This window comes from Shewanella denitrificans OS217, assembly GCF_000013765.1.
Taxonomy (GTDB): domain Bacteria; phylum Pseudomonadota; class Gammaproteobacteria; order Enterobacterales; family Shewanellaceae; genus Shewanella; species Shewanella denitrificans.
Map to the genome: position 1 here is coordinate 1,631,424 of NC_007954.1, position 17,849 is coordinate 1,649,272.

Consider the following 17,849-nt stretch of genomic DNA (forward strand, 5'->3'; position numbering starts at 1 on the left):
TAGTCTCTGAAAACAAGGCTATGATAGGCCAATCCGAAGCCGCGAGCAAACGAGAAAAAATACAGCCTTCGATTAGTAAAACTAATGCTTGCGCATGACTCGATTAGTGTTTAAATCATCCGACCCCCTTGTATTATGGCTATCTCTGGGTGTGTAGTCATTGTGCTTGCATAACTATTCGGATAATCAATTTTGATGATGTATATTATTTGTTAAAACTATCGAGTCTGCTAGGCTTGATGGTAAATTAATCATTTATTGACTTAAGGTATAGGTAAATATTGTTCTGGGGTTTTGCGACTATAGATGCGGCTGTAAGCCATCAACTGAGGGTAGAAGGTGCGAAAGGCAATTTCTATTTCGATATACAACTTATCTATGTGTTCCTGTGCACCGTTAAATAGCTCAGGCTTAGATAAACGTTGACTGACACCCTTTACCGCTTGAAACAACCCTGCTTTGGTTTGATAACTGCCTAACCAGTCCTGCTCAATAATCTTAGGGGCGATAAGATTAAGTTTCTCAGGCAATTGCTCCGTCGTTGCCAAGCTTTGGTATGCTTTTTGACTAAAGTCACTTAGGCTTTGATGGTGATACTCATCCCAGTAGTAAGCTAAAAAATGGTCGAAGCTTAAATCCATTAAGATGGGCGCAACACGTCTCAAAGATTGAGGAAACATCTTGAGTAAGTCTGTGACGATTTCGTTACTGTCTGTCACTATATCGATTTGACGATGCAGCCAGATCCCTTGCTGTAAATGTTGAGGGTGATGCTCTATGTTGCCTTTAGCAAAGTCGCCGGCTAAATTCGCTGCCAAGTGTGTTCCGCTGATATCGGCAAGATGTAAGTGTGCAAGATAGTTCATAATCAGTACTTATAGTTGAAATTTTTAAATCTATTATGTTGCTACTCGTTACTTTGATTAAAGCTTGGATTAATTAACAAGTGTTATACAACAAGCGTTTATCTATCATATAGAGTTAATGACAAAAGTCTTCGACTTTATGATATTTAGTTTGATATTCCATGGCTTCTGTTAGGGTAATGTTTTATGGCTAAAGTCGCTGACAATGCATACAGAATGAAGGGTGAGCTTACGTAACAAAGCTTGATCTTCAACTCGGCTCATCCTAGACTAGCGGCCGTTTTGTTCATTACCCATTTGTTTATTAAGAGTGCCTATTCATGCGCGTTGCCGATTTTTCTTTTGACCTACCCGATGAGTTAATTGCTCGCTATCCTACTGCGCAGCGCAATGCGTCGCGCTTGTTGACCTTAGATGGTCCCACAGGCGCATTAGCGGATAAACAATTCACCGACTTGTTTGAAATGATAAATCCTGGTGATTTAATGGTATTTAATAATACTAGAGTGATCCCTGCGCGTTTGTTTGGTCAAAAAGCCACCGGGGGTAAGCTTGAAATCTTGGTTGAGCGTATGTTGGATGATAAGCGCATATTGGCCCATGTTCGCAGTTCAAAATCCCCTAAGGTCGATACCCTTATCAATCTTGATGGTGAACATCAGATGAAGATGATAGCCCGCCACGATGCGCTATTTGAGCTTGAGCTATTATCTGAACTCACCATTTTAGAAGTATTAGAGCAAGTGGGCCACATGCCTTTGCCGCCTTATATTGACCGTCCTGATGAGGATGCCGATAAAGAGCGTTATCAAACTGTGTATAACAAGACGCCTGGCGCAGTTGCAGCGCCAACGGCGGGCTTGCACTTCGATGATGCCATGTTAAGTGCGCTCAAACACAAAGGCGTGAACATTGCTTTTGTGACCTTGCATGTGGGGGCTGGAACTTTTCAACCTGTACGTGTTGATAATGTCCTTGAGCATAAGATGCATTCAGAGTGGGCCGATGTCCCCCAAGACGTGGTTGACCTTATTGCGCAAACCAAAGCTGCGGGTAATCGCGTTATTGCTGTGGGCACCACCTCAGTACGCTCCCTTGAAAGCGCGGCCAAGGCCTGTGGTGATAAACCACTCGCTACCTTTAGCGGCGATACCGACATCTTTATTTACCCAGGCTATGAGTTCAAAGTGGTGGATGCCATGGTGACTAATTTCCATTTGCCTGAGTCGACACTCATCATGTTAATCAGTGCATTTACTGGGGTTGATGAGGTTCGATACGCTTATCAACACGCAATTGCGCAAAAATACCGCTTTTTTAGCTATGGCGATGCGATGTTTTTAACGAAAAAAGCCCAGTAAGACACCAATTTGCTTTAAAATAGCGCCCACATTGAGTGGGCTTTTTTTCGCCTCGTTTGGCTTTATTTATCTTAAGTCCTTGAAGCGCGAATTTTTGCCCTCATGTCTATTGAACATTGAAGTGTCAGACTGTTTATCTGACAAGGTGATTTATGAAATTTGAATTAGATACAACCCAAGGCCGTGCCCGTCGTGGTCGCCTGATTTTTGACCGTGGCACAGTTGAAACCCCGGCATTTATGCCAGTGGGCACTTACGGCACAGTGAAAGGCATGACCCCAGAAGAAGTACGCGCCACAGGTGCAGACATTTTATTGGGCAACACTTTCCATTTATGGCTGCGCCCAGGCGAAGAAATCATGCGTAAGCACGGTGACTTGCACGACTTTATGAACTGGCAGCGCCCCATATTGACAGACTCTGGCGGTTTTCAAGTGTTTAGCCTTGGGGACATACGTAAGATCACCGAAGAAGGCGTGCACTTTCGCTCACCTATCAATGGTGAGAAGATTTTCCTAGACCCAGAAAAGTCAATGCAAATTCAGGATTCACTTGGCTCAGATGTGGTGATGATTTTTGATGAATGCACCCCATACCCAGCCACAGAAGATGAAGCACGTAAGTCAATGCAAATGTCATTGCGTTGGGCGCAACGTTCTCGTGATGAGTTTGACCGTTTAGAAAATCCAAATGCATTGTTTGGCATTATTCAAGGCGGCGTTTATGAAGACTTACGTGACGAAAGTCTAACTGGCTTAGTTAACATTGGCTTTGACGGTTATGCTATCGGCGGCTTAGCCGTAGGCGAGCCTAAGCCTGACATGCACCGTATTCTTGAACATGTGTGTCCGCAAATTCCAGCAGATAAGCCACGTTATTTAATGGGCGTGGGTAAACCTGAAGATTTGGTGGAAGGTGTGCGCCGCGGCGTCGATATGTTTGACTGCGTGATGCCTACCCGTAATGCCCGCAATGGTCATCTGTTTACCAGCGAAGGGGTGATTAAAATCCGTAATGCTCGCCACAGGGATGACACGGCGCCATTGGATGAAAAGTGTGATTGTTACACCTGTAAGAACTACTCACGGGCGTACTTGTATCACTTAGATCGTTGTAATGAAATTTTAGGTGCGCGTTTAAACACCATCCACAATCTACGTTATTACCAAATGTTGATGGAAGGTTTGCGCGGCGCTATTGAGACGGGTACATTAGACGCCTTTGTAAGTGACTTCTATACCGGCTTAGGGCGCGAAGTACCTGAAGTACCAGAGTTAGTTGATTAATTAATAAGAAGAGAGAACTATGTTTATATCAAATGCATACGCAAACGATGCTGGCCTACCAACCGGTGGCGGCACCATGGAAATGATTTTCATGCTGGCAATTTTCGGTTTGATTTTCTATTTCATGATTTTTCGTCCTCAGTCCAAGCGCGTTAAAGAGCATAAAAACCTAATGTCTTCACTAGGCAAAGGCGATGAAGTGCTAACAAGCGGCGGCATATTAGGTAAGATTGCTAAAATCAACGATGACAGTGATTACGTGTTACTGAGCATCAATGAAACCGCGCAAATCACTATTAAGAAGGACTATATCACTGCTGTATTGCCTAAAGGCTCTATTCAGTCGTTGTAAGCCAAGAGGGCTCAGTTGTGTTAAATAAATACCCAATGTGGAAGAACATCATGGTGATGCTTGTCATCGCTGTTGGTGCTTTTTATGCGATCCCAAACCTATTCGGTGAAGATCATGCAGTTCAAGTTGTTGCCACTCGCGGCGCAGAAGTCACGACTTCGACCCAAACGAGTGTCATCGAATTACTCGAGAGCAAAGGCATTGCGGTAAAGCGCGCTGAGCTCACAAATGGTCAGTTGCTGGTTCGTGTGCAGAATGGCGAGCAGCAACTAACGGCTAAAGAGGCCATTGCAGACAGTCTAGGCAATAAGTTCACTGTCGCATTAAACCTAGCGCCAGCAACCCCTGAGTGGCTAGAAGCCCTTGGTGGTAGCCCAATGAAGCTAGGGCTAGATTTACGTGGCGGCGTGCATTTCCTGATGGAAGTGGATATGAGCGAAGCTGTTCGTAAAATGGAAGAGGCAAAGATTGCCGATTTCCGTAGTCAATTACGTGAAGAAAAAATTCGCTATGCCGGTGTGCGTAAGACACCTAAAGGCATAGAAATTAAGTTCCGTGATGCCGACACTGTGGCGAAAGCCGAAGCTTATTTGAAGACTCGCGGCAATGACATGACATTTGCCGATGCCAGTGAAGGCGACAACTTCGTGCTCCGTGCCAACATGAGCGAAGTTTACGTCAAGCAAATTAAAGAAGAAGCGCTGCAGCAAAACATCATCACCATTCGTAATCGTGTCAACGAATTGGGTGTTGCTGAACCTGTGGTGCAGCGTCAGGGCGCCGAGCGCATTATTGTTGAGTTGCCAGGTGTACAGGATACGGCTCGCGCCAAGGAAATCTTAGGTGCAACCGCATCGATTGAATTCCATATGCTCGATGATAAAGCCGATCCAAGTGCAGCGGCCAGTGGCCGGGTGCCAGCGGGTTCTCAAGTCTATCCTCGCCGCGAAGGCGGTATTGCTGTGCTTAAGAAAGAAATCATGCTTACGGGTAATCATATTACCGGTGCTCAGCCTTCTTTTGATGAATACAGTCGTCCACAGGTGTCGATTAACTTAGATGCGCAGGGAGGAAATATCTTCTCTAACGTGACTAAGGACAATATCGGTAAACCAATGGCAACGCTGTTTATCGAATACAAAGACAGTGGTCTGCGAAACCCCAATGGCACAGTGAAAATGACCAAGATTGAAGAGGTTATTTCTGTGGCCACCATTCAGGCGCGCCTTGGTCGTAACTTTGTGATTAACGGCCTTGAACATGCTGAATCGCAAAATTTAGCCTTGTTATTACGTGCAGGTGCTTTGATTGCCCCTGTGACTATCGTTGAAGAACGCACCATAGGCCCAAGCCTTGGCGCTGAGAACATCCAAAACGGCATGCAAGCCATGATTTGGGGTCTTGCGATCGTTCTGATATTTATGATGATCTACTACCGTGCATTTGGCATCATTGCGAACATTGCATTGCTAGCCAACATCATCATGGTTGTGGGCGTCATGTCTATGATCCCAGGTGCGGTATTAACCTTACCCGGTATTGCCGGTATGGTATTGACAGTCGGTATGGCCGTTGATGGTAACGTTTTGATTTATGAGCGTATTCGTGAAGAAATCTTAGCGGGACGCAGTGTGCAACAAGCGATTCATGAAGGCTATGCGAATGCGTTATCGACTATTGCCGATGCCAACATCACAACATTTATGACTGCACTTATTATGTTTGCTGTGGGCACCGGCGCCGTTAAAGGTTTCGCCGTGACCCTGATGATAGGTATCGCGACCTCAATGTTTACCGCTATCGTCGGAACACGTTCAATCGTGAACGCCGTTTGGGGTGGTAAACGTGTTAAGAAGCTATCTATCTAGGAGAAGTTGATTATGTTTCAGTTATTTGCAGTAAAGGATGCGGTCGACTTCCTGCGCCATGCTAAGCCTATTAGCATAATGTCGATGATTTTAGTGATTGCCTCTTTTGTGTCCTTAGGCACCCAGGGTATCAATTGGGGGTTAGATTTCACCGGCGGCACTGTGGTAGAACTTGAGTTCTCAAAGCCTGCAGACCTTAGCCAATTACGTGGCACTTTGACGTCAGTTGAGGCTCAAGGCGCTGTGGTGCAAAACTTCGGTTCGAGTCACGACGTATTAGTGCGTTTGCCAGTAAAGCTTGATATAAAAAGTGACCTACAAGTCAAAGCCATCATGGATGGCGCTTTGAGTTTAGATGCTGATGTTATCCAAAAACGCGTAGAGTTTGTTGGTCCGCAAGTGGGTAAGCAATTAGCGGAGCAAGGCGGCTTAGCCGTGATTGTGGCGCTTATTTGTATTCTTATTTACGTGTCATTTCGTTTCGAGTGGCGCTTAGCCATGGGCTCAGTCGCGGCTTTGGCGCACGATGTTATCGTGACCTTAGGCGTGTTTTCTGTGTTGCAGCTTGAATTCGACTTGACCGTACTTGCTGGCCTACTCACGGTTATCGGTTATTCACTTAACGATACTATCGTAGTGTATGACCGCATCCGTGAGAATTTCCTTAAGATGCGTAAAGGCGGGCCAATTGAAGTGGTGAATACTTCAATTACGCAGACCATGAGCCGTACAGTGATCACCACAGGCACTACGTTAGTCGTGGTTGCTGCTTTATTTATTAAGGGCGGCAGCATGATCCACGGTTTTGCGACAGCATTGCTACTGGGGATCTTCGTGGGTACTTACTCATCGATTTACGTTGCTAGTTATTTGGCCATTAAACTCGGAATTTGCCGCGAGCACATGTTACCAGTGGAAATCGAGAAAGAAGGCGCCGATCAGCCTTCAATGATGCCATAATTGATTTTTGCATAGAAAGTTATTAAAACCACCTACGGGTGGTTTTTTATTGAATTAACAATTAAAAGCCGCATTTATTCAACTTATTCAAACAATAGTCCCTCGACACTTTAGGTTGTTCACAGTAGGATAATGATTAAATTTGCCACAAGAGCAATGCAGTAGGACGATAAAATGGATGAACGAAAGACATTACTGACCGAAGGTAACCTACTACAAGCCCATACATGGAAAGGCTTATTAGAGACCTGTGGTATTTGTGTTGAGCTAAAGGGAGAGATGCTGCTTGGCGGTGTCGGAGAGCTGCCTGTTGATGTGCAAAATGTGGAACTTTGGGTCGCTGAGCTTGAACTTGCTCAGGCGCAAGCAGTGCTTGGTTCAATGGAAGTGGAGGGGCCTCAGTGGCAGTGCGTGCAATGCCATGAAATGAACGAGGCCAATTTCGATTTATGTTGGCATTGCAGTGCTGAAAAAAGTGAGCCCCGCAACTAGTCCCAATATTTTATCTTTACAAGGAATTTATCATGCAGCACAGTCCAGGTTTTGTTGCCATAGTCGAAACCGTACTAGACAGAGTGACACACGTGAGTATTGCGCAATATCAAGAGAATGATGCATGGCAGCTTCTCGATGTGCGTGAAGATCATGAATGGCTGTTAGGTCACTTGCCTCAGGCTAAGCATTTAGGTCGCGGCATTATCGAGCGTGACATAGAAAAACGTTTCCCCGATAAAGAACAAGCCTTGTTACTCTATTGCGGTGGAGGCTACCGCTCGTCATTAGCGGCTTATAATTTGCAATTAATGGGTTACACCAATGTGGGGTCATTAACTGGCGGTTATAGTGCTTGGGTGCAACAACAGCTTCCCATAGTCCAAGATTAAGCTTAATCATTAATGCGAACCTTTTGTTCAAGGTTAATGTTTGATATTTAAATCCAGCTCCAGATTAGTTAAAGGCAGTAAAGTTAATGCAGTATTTTCCGCTATTTGTCGATACCCAGGCACTGTCTGTGCTGATTGTTGGTGCGGGAGAGGTCGCTAGTAGAAAACTGGCTTTACTTGCCAGAACCGACGCGCGTATTCAGGTTTTGGCGCCAGCAACCACGGCCGAAGTGGATGAATTTGAGGCTGAAGGGCGGATCGCACTGGAGCGCCGTCCAGCGACACTTGAGGACATGCAGGGATTCGATCTTATCTATCTTGCTACCGCGAACGAACAGCTTAATATTGACCTTGCAGAGGCAGCCACACAAGCCGGTATTTGGTGCAATGTGGTGGATAATCCTAAATATTGCCGCTTTATCACCCCCTCCATCATAGACAGGGGCCGCTTGGTGGTGGCTATTAGCACCGCAGGCGCAGCGCCCGTATTCGCTAGAAGTTTACGAGCACGGCTTGAATCTTGGCTACCGCAATCTTTATCTCCATTATTTGATTTTGTGGCTCAGCGCCGTGATGAAGTGCAGCAAAATGTTGCGGCTCCTAAGTCGAGACGTTTGTTGTGGGAGCACTTTTTTGACCTTAATGGCGACAAGTGGGATAACGATACCCCAACGCATTTCCAGCAAGCGATGACGTTAGCCCAAGACAACAGCCAGCGACAGGGACGACTATTGTTACTCGATAGTTGCATAGAGGCGCAATGGCTACCATTGGCTGTGATGCCGCTGTTTTCTCAGCTTGATTGTATCTATTCCGACTTATCCATACCCTTTAAAATTAATGAACTGCTAAGGCGTGATGCCAATCGAGCGGGGATTCCTCACTTTACCCAGTTAACAGGGCGCTTAGCTCAAGGTGAACGCATGCTAATTTTTGCCAATCCCGTTGAGATTGCAGCCTTACAAGACCAATTTCCTCAAGCTCAATCTATTAAGCCGGGTTCATTATAGATAACCTCGACACTCAATTAACCTACCTGTACGGTTTTCATATAGAGTTTTAGGTTAAAGGTTTACAATGAGCCCATTAAAGACGTGTTTAAAACCGAGGCCAGCGTGCCTCGGTTTATTTTTTATTGAATTGGAGTAAGAGCATGGCGCCTAAGGCCACAGTATTTAAAGCAGCCATACAAATTGCGGATATGGACAGGCATTATTATGCCGATCATCAATTAACCTTGGCACAGCATCCATCAGAGACTAACAGCCGCATGATGGTGCGTTTATTAGCCTTTATCTTAAATGCATCTGAAAGCTTAAGTTTTAGCAAAGGCTTATGTGTCGATGATGAGCCTGAGCTGTGGGAGAAGAGCCTTAGCGATGAAATATTATTGTGGGTAGAATTCGGCCAAGCAGATGAGAAATGGCTTAGAAAGGCTTGTGGTCGCGCTAAGCAAGTGCAGTTATACACTTATGGTGGCCGCAGTGTGCCTATTTGGTGGCAGCAAAATGGCCCAGCCCTTGAACGCTACAAAAATCTTTCGGTAATGAATATTGCCGAAGAGTCGGCCAAGGGAATGGAGGTGTTTGTCGATCGCAATATGAACTTACAAGTGAGTATCAGTGAGGGACAAGTGTGGCTGTCAAATAGTGAACATAGCCTACTGATAGAACCCGAAATACTTAAGGCTTAATACCAATCGTATTAATTATCTGGTCATTCAGTGGGAACTCAAATAATTAATGTGATGGGTATAAAATCATCTTTGTGAAAGAAAAAAGGAGCCGTTTGGCTCCTTTTTTGGTTTTACCATTTAAGTTTATTTAAATGTTAGTGTCCAAGAGTTGATATAACCTGTGTCTTGGCTTGCGCTATCAACGGCTTTAAGTTTCCATACACCACTTGATTCAACACCTGTCATATTAGCTGTATAACTCTGAATGATGTTGTCTGCACTGCCACCCGTCTTGTTGTGTAACACAACAGTTTGACCCGTTGGGCTAATAAGGCTAACAGTCAAATCACCTATGTAAGTGTGAACAATATTAACATCGACAGTCACAGTACCTGAATCACCAGTGCGAGTTGCGGTGATTGAACTTGTGATCCCAGTTGCATTGTTATCAGGAATCGCATAGTCAGTACCGTTAGTATAAGTGGCCGGGCCACCAGTAGCAGGTGTTGATGCTGTGTAGTTAGCCACTAGACTTACACCGCTAAAGGCTGAGAAACCTTTAACCATCACGTAGTAAGTACCCGCTTGCGCAGTTGTAATTGGGCAAGACTCGTTGTTACCGGTTTTGTATGGACGGCAATCATAAGTCCCTGTTGCTGTGCCTGGGGCTGCGCCATACTGAACATAAAGATCAGCATCACCTGTGCCACCACTCATGGTAAAGCTTAGGTTTTTTGCACCCGCTGGTACTTCTAAGGTGTAATATAATTCAGCATTTTTAGCACCGCTAAGGTTTGTTTTAGCTACGCCATTTTTAAGCACACTACCCACAGTTACAGGACCGTTACAAGAAGCATCTAAGTAGGCTTTAGCGGCAGCGCCGTTAACCATACCATTACCTGTCTTATCATCACGACCGGCAACACCTAAGTCATCGGCTGTCGCGTTTAACGCGGCACGAATTTGCTTAGCAGTACATTGTGGATGATAACTCCAAACTAGGGTTGCAACGCCAGATACATGTGGGGTTGCCATTGAAGTACCGTTGTAATATTCGTAATCTTTGCTACCTTGGTTTTCAACAGTCACAGTCGTACCGATTTTGCTTTTAAGTGCAAGACCTGTAGCACGTGAAACTGACACAGAAGGCACTGTGATTTCGCTATTTGCATCAACTAAGAAGGGGTTTTGCAAACCAGGAAGTGCAGTGTTCGAATAAACGATCACGCCGCTTGCGCCCGCAGTTTTACATGCCTTAACTGAGTTGATTTCAGGATAGCTTGAACCTTGGTTGCCCACACGTTCAACTAAACAGATTTTGTTGCTCATGTTGCCACAATTAAATGTGGTGCCACTGACGGTACACTCAGCCAATACTGCTGTTGCACTGGCGTTTACTGGTGCTGGTGCATAGCTAGTGCCATTGGGGACTAGACGATTATGTGGCACGACACCACTGGCAAAGTATGACGTGCTACCAGCTGTGATATCCGCTAAACGACCTTCACCGACTGTCACAGTCGATAGAATCGCTTCACCAGGTCCTGAAATTTCAACTTGGTTAGTGTACTGAGAGAATGCCGCATGGTCTTTATTGTTATCGACTGCCGCAACTGACATCACGCTGTCATAAGATGCAGGATAGCTGTGAGTGCTGTTACCCGCGTTACCCGCGGCAGCAATCAACAATACACCATTGTTATGGTGGGCTGCCATGGCGTTGCTTTCAGTAGTGCTTGATTGTGAACCACCCAAACTCATAGTAACGACGTTAGAGCCTTTGCTCACACAAGTATCTATGGCTGAAACAAGCGACGATGAATAACCCCAACCCGCTTCGTTAAAGACTTTAATCACATGGATGTTAGCATTTTGGTTTGCTAACACACCCACAACACCTTCGTTGTTGGCGATAGCGGCAATAGTACCTGCTACGTGAGTACCGTGGGCGTTATTAGCGCCAGGCTGATACCAGTTACCTGTACCTGAGTTATTGGTACCAGTGACCTTGTTGCCACTTAAATCGTTATGGCTACGATCATAACCTGAGTCGATAATACAAATGGTGCGGTTACCACTTTGGCTATCACTCAAGCTAGTAGTACCGATGAAAGTTTGTCCCCAAGGGGTGGTTTCAGCCAATAAACGGCGTGGAACGTCTTCTTCAACGTATTGAACGTCGGCACGAAGTCTTAATGCTTTCAGTGCTTTATTATCTAGCTTTACAGAATAGCTGTTGCTGCGGCCAATACGCTTCATTTCTTTAGCTTGAGTGCTATTAAGTGCACGTAGCTGAGAGAAAACTTCATTAGAGCGTGGCTGATAGCTCATGCTGTCAGATGCCAAATCAGCCGCCATTGCGCTTGATAGGTTTTGGGCTGCATTTTCGTTTTTAAATTTAACGATATAACGCTTAGGTAATGGCGCTTCTTGGGCAGCATTCATGTTTGAGGCGCTGATCCCTACAAGGTTTGGTGCAGCATTCACGCTGGCAGAAATTGCCAGTGCTAGAGTCGATAACCCTAGTGCTACTTTCGGTAACGTATTTTTTTTCATGTTGTCTTCCGTATTGTTAACTTCAGAGTAAATTTTTTTGTTATACCTGGGGAACTAAGCCAGATTGCATTTTATGCGCCGAGAAATGTAACCATTTATATACGCCGTGTAAACAGCTTGTTAACTGCTGGTTGCTGTGTTTTTGTGGTTTCTAACACTTTCATCCTATGCGTTTCATCTTGTTATTCTCTATTGGACAAATGAATGCTTTATTTTAAAGTCTTTTTCTATCAGTGTGATACGTGTTTTTTTTGCTCGGCGATAACAGCGCTGGATACAAGTTTGTTTGCTGTTGGAGACAATGTTTTTTGTTTTAAAAAATTTTAAAAAAATTCATCTAATTTTATTTTTTTGACACATTTGTTGTTAAATCGATCAATCATTCAGCCTTTAGGTTGAACTGCGTAAGTCGTTATAAATATAAGTCACCCCGCTTGATTTTTTTATAACAATATGTTTTAGCTTTGATTTTAAGCATGAATGGAATGATTGCTAACCTAACCTTAGGTTTTACTGTTTTATAGGCTGACTAATGACTAATGACTAATGACAGATGCACACAACACTGAAGAGGTAAAAAAAGGGGACAGACGGATCAATGAATAAAGGAAAGTATCAAGACCAATCTGATTATGATGAGAGTCGTAGCTGGCTGATTTAAGTTTATGATTATAAAGTCGTAGCACCGAGAGATGCGTCAAATAAGAGAAAGCCGCTGACTGAGCTAAATAGCACACCTCAACGGCTTTATTGAATTCAAAGAGTTTTATTGGCTTGGATGAAAGTCATTTAACTCATTGGAAAAATAAGATTAGTTTGCTGTGACAGGCTTTGCCGCTAATGCATCATAGCCGCCACCATTTAAAGTGTCGCTGTAGCCTGCTGCAACTAAGCTTTCATGGGCTATACCGCTTCTACGACCGCTGCGACAATAGAGTAATATTTTGCTGTCTTTGGCCAGCTCAAGTTTACTGACACCTGCAACTATGTCTTCGAAAGGAATGTTTGTTGCGCCCGCTAAATGCCCAGCGGCAAATTCCTCTGCTGTGCGTACATCGATAACGGTGGCGCCTTGTTCGATATACTCCCAAGCGGCATTAGTGCTTACATCATGGCCTTTATCATGAGCCAAGCTGAGCGGACTGGTTAACAGTAATAATGTGGTTAACAGCACTTGTATGGCACGGGTTATCTGAACTGAAATAGTTGAATGTATGTTCACTTTATATCCTTATTTTGTTGAATGATGAGAATTAGGGTTAAGCTTATCTTGGGTCAATTGGGCCTGAGTTTTAATGCCAAGTTTTGACATCACTTTAGCCGCAGGACAAAGGCCAGTAAATGCACTTTGGAATAGATTAGCGCCAACGAAGACGCTTAGCCAGATAAAATGTGAGCTTAACCAGACGGTTAATCCTAATGACAACAGCATCATAAAGCCTGCAAATGCCATGATAGCCCGCTCTAATGACAGCTTGGTGTGGATAGTAAAAGACATGTCGACTCCAGAAGTTTACGCAGTATCAATTTTGTGTGTCTAAGGTATGTTTGGTTAATCTTGTTCATTGGGGTTCGCCATAAAAGCAAAATACATCACAGGGATCAGCACTAAGGTCAGCAGGCTCGATATTAAGATCCCAAAAATTAAGCTGATGGCCAACCCATTAAAAATGGGATCATCGATAATAAATAATGCTCCCGACATAGCAGCCAAAGCAGTGAGTAATATAGGTTTACTCCTTACGGCACTGGCATTAATGACAGCGTTCGCTAAGCTTTCACCTTGAGCCACTTGTTGTTGAATAAAATCCACTAATAATATTGAGTTACGTACAATAATCCCAGCGAGCGCTATCATACCTATCATGGAAGGAGCACTAAATTGTGCACCAAGCAAGGCATGACCTGGCATGACACCTATGATAGTTAACGGGATAGGCGCCATGATGATAAGTGGTACTTTATAAGACTTTACATGGGCAACCACCAATAAATAGATGGCAATCATGCCTATGGCATAAGCAAGCCCCATGTCACGAAATGTCTCATAGGTAATTTTCCATTCACCATCCCATAAAATACTGCTGTGCAGTAAACCATCGGGTTCGCTAATAAAGTGCTGCTTGAGTGCTTGCTCAGGGGCCTCATTTTGCTGATTATTTATCTGAGACACCATATCGAACATGCCGTAGAGGGGGCTGCCAGTCTCTCCCGCCATATCGGCAGTCACCATGATCATCGGCTGCATATTCTTACGTACTATATTCGTGTCTATGGTGCTTTTTTCTATGCTGATAAGTTCAGACATAGGCACTGTGGTCGTGTTTTGTCCATCGCTGGTGTGCAGGCTGGCGAGTCTTAAGGCCAGAAGTTGCTGCAAATCTTGTTTGCTTCTGTCATCAAATTGCAGCCGAATACTTGGCATGAGCTTGCTGTCAGTTTGATGCAAATAGCCGATATTAATGCCATCCACAGCAGCCTTTATGGCGGTGAGTATGCTCTGATAGGGCACCCCAAGTAGGCTGGCTTTATTTTTATCTATGGTTATTTGCCATTGCTGCTGAGGTGCTGGCAGAAAAATATCCGCATCCACCACGCCGGAGGTGTTGTTAAAACGGCTCAATAGTGCCTGTGCAGCGTGTTCCCTTTGGACTGCGGTGGGCCCGTAAACCTCTGCCACCAACGGCGCCCATACAGGGGGACCTGGCGGTACTTCGACGATTTTGACATTGGCATGATAACGGGATGCTATCTGTTGCAGCGGTTCACGCACTGATAAAGCTATGTCATGGCTATTTCGCTCACGCTGGGATTTATCCAGTAAATTAACTTGGATGTCCCCAAGTTCTTGGCTGTTTCTTAAATAATAATGCCGCACTAAGCCATTAAAGTTCATCGGTGCATGGGTGCCTGCATACCCCTGTACGTTGAGCACTTCATCTTGCTCAATCAGGTATTGGCTCAACTCGGCTAATACCCTGTGAGTCATGGCGACAGGGGTACCTTCTGGCATATCAACCATGACTTGAAACTCAGATTTGTTATCAAAAGGCAACATTTTGAGCACCACGGCTTGCATCATAGGTAAGGCGATGGCGACGCTAATGAGCGCCACCACCCCAAGGGTTAATGCTTTACGGTTTTTGCTCGCACTTTTGCCAAAAATAAACGGCCCCATCAAGCGCGTGAATAATCTGTTTAGACGAGAGCCTGAAGTGGGTTTGTTTTGATCTTTTGATGACGTTTTTGAGCTGTGACTTGCGGATAAGAATTTAGCACTCAACCAAGGGGTAATAATAAAAGCCACTAATAAAGAAATTAACATGCCCATGCTGGCATTGATGGGGATTGGGCTCATGTATGGCCCCATAAGACCCGAAACAAAGGCCATGGGAAGCAATGCTGCTATTACGGTAAAAGTGGCTAAAATTGTGGGGCCACCCACTTCATCAACGGCTTTGGGGATAAGAGTGGTTAAAGGTGCATCACTAATGGCCCTGTGACGGTGAATATTTTCCACCACCACTATGGCATCATCAACCAAGATCCCGATTGAGAAAATAAGTGCAAACAATGAGATACGATTTAAGGTGAAACCCCAGGCCCAAGAGGCGAACAGGGTTATGCCTAAAGTAATGATGATGGCAATGCCTACCACTAAGGCTTCTTTCACGCCCATGGTAATTAACACCAATAGAATTACCGCTGCGGTGGCAAACAGCAGTTTTAAAATCAAGGTATTGGCTTTATCTCCAGCTGTTTTGCCATAATCCCTTGAAACAGTGACATTGATATTAGCGGGAATAAGCTGATTTTTAAGGCTAGCAAGGCGCGCATTGATTGCCTCTGTGAGCACCACGGCATTGTGTCCCACTTGCTTGCCTATGGCGATGGTAACCGCGGGATAACTGCCTTGTTTGGTGTGATGCCACACATTCGCCTTGGGATTATCCTTCCCTAGGCTGATGTCGGCAATATCGGCTAAATAAATCCCTTGAGGTACTTGGCTATCCTTGGTTGGCAATACCTTAATGATAAGCTGCTCGAGATCGCTAACACTTTGAATAAAATCATTCGATTGAATTTTGATAACTTGATTATTTTGGCTGATGTTGCCAGGGCTTATTAGTTGATTGGTATTAGCAAGTAACCCCAGTAAATCATCCAGCCCTACGCCAAAACTGTTCATCTTCATAGGGTCTATACGAATATTTAGCTCGGCATCTTGCCGGCCTTGAGTGTAAATCTCACGGGTGCCTGGAATGCGTTGCAATTCAGTCTCTAAACGACTCGCCACCAGAGTAAGCTCAGCGGCACTGGTACTGGGTTGATTGGCATCCGGAGCTGACCATAATGTTAGGCTCATCACTGGCACATCTTCAATACCCCTAGGTTTTATCAGCGGTTCGCCAATGCCTGCAGCGCTATTGAACTTGTCTTTATTAGCGTAAAACTGATTGTACAGATTGATAATAGCCTCATCCCTTGGTACACCGACTTCGAAAATGACGATAATAAGCGCGCCATCTTGTTGTGAGAATGAGTAAAGTGTATCTATACCTTTGATTTCACTGATGAGTTGCTCAGCGATGCGCGTCACTTGTTGCTCGACTTGCACAGGGGTAGCACCGGGGTAGGGGATAAACACATCGGCAAAGGTCACATCGATTTGTGGCTCCTCTTCCTTTGGCGTCACTATAATGGCAAACAATCCCATCAAGAGGCCGAGCGCCGCTAATAGGGGGGTGATGGCATTATGCTGAAAGGCATTCGCGAGTCGACCTGAGATCCCTAATGAGGAATTGGGCTGCATTAGTTGCCCTCCACTGAAGACTGACTTGCCCCATGGTTCGGTTTAATCAAAGCGGCATGGGCCAATTGAGCATCTAGCGCTATGGTATCGCCTGAAATTAGACCCGAAACAACCTGCAATTGCTCACCGTATTCCTTAGTGACACGCACTTGAGTCAAGTGAATATCTGCGCCTTGGAGCCGGTAGACGCCAGTAAACTCACCTTGCTTGACTAAAGCGCTCTTAGGGATCAACAAGCCTTCAGTGTACTCGTCCATGAAACGTACTTTAAGCCATTGACCTGGAACGAGTTGCTCCATCAATTGAGGCTGGTTCTCTAAGCTTATTCTGACTTGGTGACTGTGACTGGATGGCTCGGAAAATGCCATCACTGTGACTTGCTCAAATGTAAAGTTGGTTTGATTGAAATATGTGCTGAACTGGCCCTTGGCATCGGGAATGAGCCTTGAATACAGGCGCTGGGATAAATGGGTTACCAGTCGCAGCGACGTTGGATCGTAGCCTGAAAATAAGGCTTGTCCCAAGGAGACAGTTTCCCCTTGCTGCACATGCCTCTCACTGACGCGGCCACTGAAGGGGGCGCTGACTACGGTGTAATCTAAGGTTTGCTTGGCTTTGATGAGATTTGCCTTGGCTGCGCTAATGGCTTGTTCACTGGTTTTGGCCGTGGCGCGGGCTTCATCCATCGCCCCTTGAGCAATCGCCCCTTGAGGGAAAAGCGTACTTACCCGCTGATATTGGGCTTGGGCTTGCTGATTAATGGCCATGGCCTTGGCAAGTTCGGCCTCGGCGCCTGCAAGCTCTGCGCTTTGGGCTTTACTGGTGATTTCCAGCAAAGGTGACCCTACTGAAACTAAATCATTCACATCATAATATAAGGTTAAAATCCGACCTGAGGTCTGGGCTGCGACTGTGGCAGCCTGGCCGGCTTCAACTCTGGCATCGAGCTCTATGTATTGTGGAATGCGGCTGGTCTTAACCTCGACACTGGCAAGTTTTGTCTCAGGGGATTGTGCCAGCACAGTGAGCGGTATGCTGAATATTAATAGGGCTAGCATTGCAATGCCAAGCAGTGACAGGGCACTCATAGTCTTTGTTCGTGACAATGTGACCTTAAGTGTTGAGCTTGTTTGCGTTTGCATGGGCAAGTATTCTCTTTTTGGGTTCGATTTACTGGCTTTTTATTTTGTAGGAACAGGTTCCTAAATCAGTTCGAGTCTGTGTTGAT

At 45.1% G+C, this 17,849-nt stretch carries 15 protein-coding genes; 9 read left to right on the forward strand and 6 right to left on the reverse strand.

All coding sequences use genetic code 11. The features are described 5' to 3' along the window. Window positions 1-263: 263 nt before the first annotated feature. Window positions 264-866: an ACP phosphodiesterase gene (locus SDEN_RS07325; protein WP_011495843.1), complete on the reverse strand. Its 603-nt coding sequence runs from the start codon at window positions 864-866 to the stop codon at window positions 264-266. A 320-nt stretch (window positions 867-1,186) separates the two neighbouring features. On the opposite strand from SDEN_RS07325, the gene queA reads away from it, so the two are divergent. The 9 genes from queA (at window position 1,187) to SDEN_RS07370 (ending at window position 9,270) form a co-directional block, all read left to right on the forward strand. Continuing rightward, window positions 1,187-2,227, forward strand: coding sequence for a tRNA preQ1(34) S-adenosylmethionine ribosyltransferase-isomerase QueA (gene queA, locus SDEN_RS07330; protein WP_011495844.1), 1,041 nt, complete (start codon window positions 1,187-1,189; stop codon window positions 2,225-2,227). Between the two features lie 152 nt (window positions 2,228-2,379). Continuing rightward, on the forward strand, window positions 2,380-3,513 hold the full coding sequence (gene tgt / locus SDEN_RS07335) for a tRNA guanosine(34) transglycosylase Tgt (RefSeq protein WP_011495845.1): 1,134 nt from the start codon (window positions 2,380-2,382) through the stop codon (window positions 3,511-3,513). A gap of 19 nt (window positions 3,514-3,532) precedes the next feature. Beyond that, entirely contained in the window at window positions 3,533-3,865 is a 333-nt protein-coding gene (gene yajC / locus SDEN_RS07340) for a preprotein translocase subunit YajC (RefSeq protein WP_041405723.1), read from the forward strand. Between the two features lie 17 nt (window positions 3,866-3,882). After that, a complete protein-coding gene (gene secD, locus SDEN_RS07345; RefSeq protein WP_011495847.1) occupies window positions 3,883-5,733 on the forward strand; it encodes a protein translocase subunit SecD in 1,851 nt (616 codons plus the stop codon). A gap of 12 nt (window positions 5,734-5,745) precedes the next feature. After that, entirely contained in the window at window positions 5,746-6,693 is a 948-nt protein-coding gene (gene secF, locus SDEN_RS07350; RefSeq protein ID WP_011495848.1) for a protein translocase subunit SecF, read from the forward strand. Between the two features lie 174 nt (window positions 6,694-6,867). After that, window positions 6,868-7,185, forward strand: coding sequence for a DUF2007 domain-containing protein (locus SDEN_RS07355; RefSeq protein WP_011495849.1), 318 nt, complete (start codon window positions 6,868-6,870; stop codon window positions 7,183-7,185). Window positions 7,186-7,217: 32 nt separating this feature from the next. After that, window positions 7,218-7,577, forward strand: coding sequence for a rhodanese-like domain-containing protein (locus SDEN_RS07360; RefSeq protein ID WP_011495850.1), 360 nt, complete (start codon window positions 7,218-7,220; stop codon window positions 7,575-7,577). 86 nt (window positions 7,578-7,663) lie between these two features. Beyond that, entirely contained in the window at window positions 7,664-8,587 is a 924-nt protein-coding gene (locus SDEN_RS07365) for a precorrin-2 dehydrogenase/sirohydrochlorin ferrochelatase family protein (protein WP_011495851.1), read from the forward strand. Window positions 8,588-8,730: 143 nt separating this feature from the next. After that, window positions 8,731-9,270, forward strand: coding sequence for a YaeQ family protein (locus SDEN_RS07370; protein ID WP_011495852.1), 540 nt, complete (start codon window positions 8,731-8,733; stop codon window positions 9,268-9,270). 126 nt (window positions 9,271-9,396) lie between these two features. On the opposite strand, the gene SDEN_RS07375 is transcribed toward SDEN_RS07370, so the two are convergent. The 5 genes from SDEN_RS07375 to SDEN_RS07395 form a co-directional block, all read right to left on the reverse strand. Beyond that, window positions 9,397-11,808, reverse strand: coding sequence for a S8 family serine peptidase (locus SDEN_RS07375; protein ID WP_011495853.1), 2,412 nt, complete (start codon window positions 11,806-11,808; stop codon window positions 9,397-9,399). An 811-nt stretch (window positions 11,809-12,619) separates the two neighbouring features. Continuing rightward, window positions 12,620-13,030 (reverse strand): rhodanese-like domain-containing protein, encoded by a 411-nt coding sequence (locus SDEN_RS07380; protein WP_011495854.1) that lies wholly within the window; start codon window positions 13,028-13,030, stop codon window positions 12,620-12,622. A 9-nt stretch (window positions 13,031-13,039) separates the two neighbouring features. Then, on the reverse strand, window positions 13,040-13,282 hold the full coding sequence (locus SDEN_RS07385) for a YgaP family membrane protein (protein ID WP_041406134.1): 243 nt from the start codon (window positions 13,280-13,282) through the stop codon (window positions 13,040-13,042). Between the two features lie 78 nt (window positions 13,283-13,360). Next, window positions 13,361-16,621, reverse strand: coding sequence for an efflux RND transporter permease subunit (locus SDEN_RS07390; RefSeq protein WP_011495856.1), 3,261 nt, complete (start codon window positions 16,619-16,621; stop codon window positions 13,361-13,363). After that, window positions 16,621-17,763, reverse strand: a complete 1,143-nt coding sequence (locus SDEN_RS07395) for an efflux RND transporter periplasmic adaptor subunit (protein WP_011495857.1) — start codon at window positions 17,761-17,763, stop codon at window positions 16,621-16,623. The genes SDEN_RS07390 and SDEN_RS07395 overlap by 1 nt, the downstream gene beginning before the upstream one ends. Window positions 17,764-17,849 lie beyond the last annotated feature (86 nt).

Coding starts and splice junctions, on each gene's coding strand:
- SDEN_RS07355 (WP_011495849.1), top strand. CDS start 6,868: ATGGATGAACGAAAGACATTACTGACCGAAGGTAACCTACTACAAGCC.
- SDEN_RS07390 (WP_011495856.1), bottom strand. CDS start 16,621: ATGCAGCCCAATTCCTCATTAGGGATCTCAGGTCGACTCGCGAATGCC.
- secF (WP_011495848.1), top strand. CDS start 5,746: ATGTTTCAGTTATTTGCAGTAAAGGATGCGGTCGACTTCCTGCGCCAT.
- SDEN_RS07360 (WP_011495850.1), top strand. CDS start 7,218: ATGCAGCACAGTCCAGGTTTTGTTGCCATAGTCGAAACCGTACTAGAC.
- SDEN_RS07375 (WP_011495853.1), bottom strand. CDS start 11,808: ATGAAAAAAAATACGTTACCGAAAGTAGCACTAGGGTTATCGACTCTA.
- SDEN_RS07365 (WP_011495851.1), top strand. CDS start 7,664: ATGCAGTATTTTCCGCTATTTGTCGATACCCAGGCACTGTCTGTGCTG.
- SDEN_RS07395 (WP_011495857.1), bottom strand. CDS start 17,763: ATGCAAACGCAAACAAGCTCAACACTTAAGGTCACATTGTCACGAACA.
- yajC (WP_041405723.1), top strand. CDS start 3,533: ATGTTTATATCAAATGCATACGCAAACGATGCTGGCCTACCAACCGGT.
- SDEN_RS07325 (WP_011495843.1), bottom strand. CDS start 866: ATGAACTATCTTGCACACTTACATCTTGCCGATATCAGCGGAACACAC.
- SDEN_RS07370 (WP_011495852.1), top strand. CDS start 8,731: ATGGCGCCTAAGGCCACAGTATTTAAAGCAGCCATACAAATTGCGGAT.
- queA (WP_011495844.1), top strand. CDS start 1,187: ATGCGCGTTGCCGATTTTTCTTTTGACCTACCCGATGAGTTAATTGCT.
- tgt (WP_011495845.1), top strand. CDS start 2,380: ATGAAATTTGAATTAGATACAACCCAAGGCCGTGCCCGTCGTGGTCGC.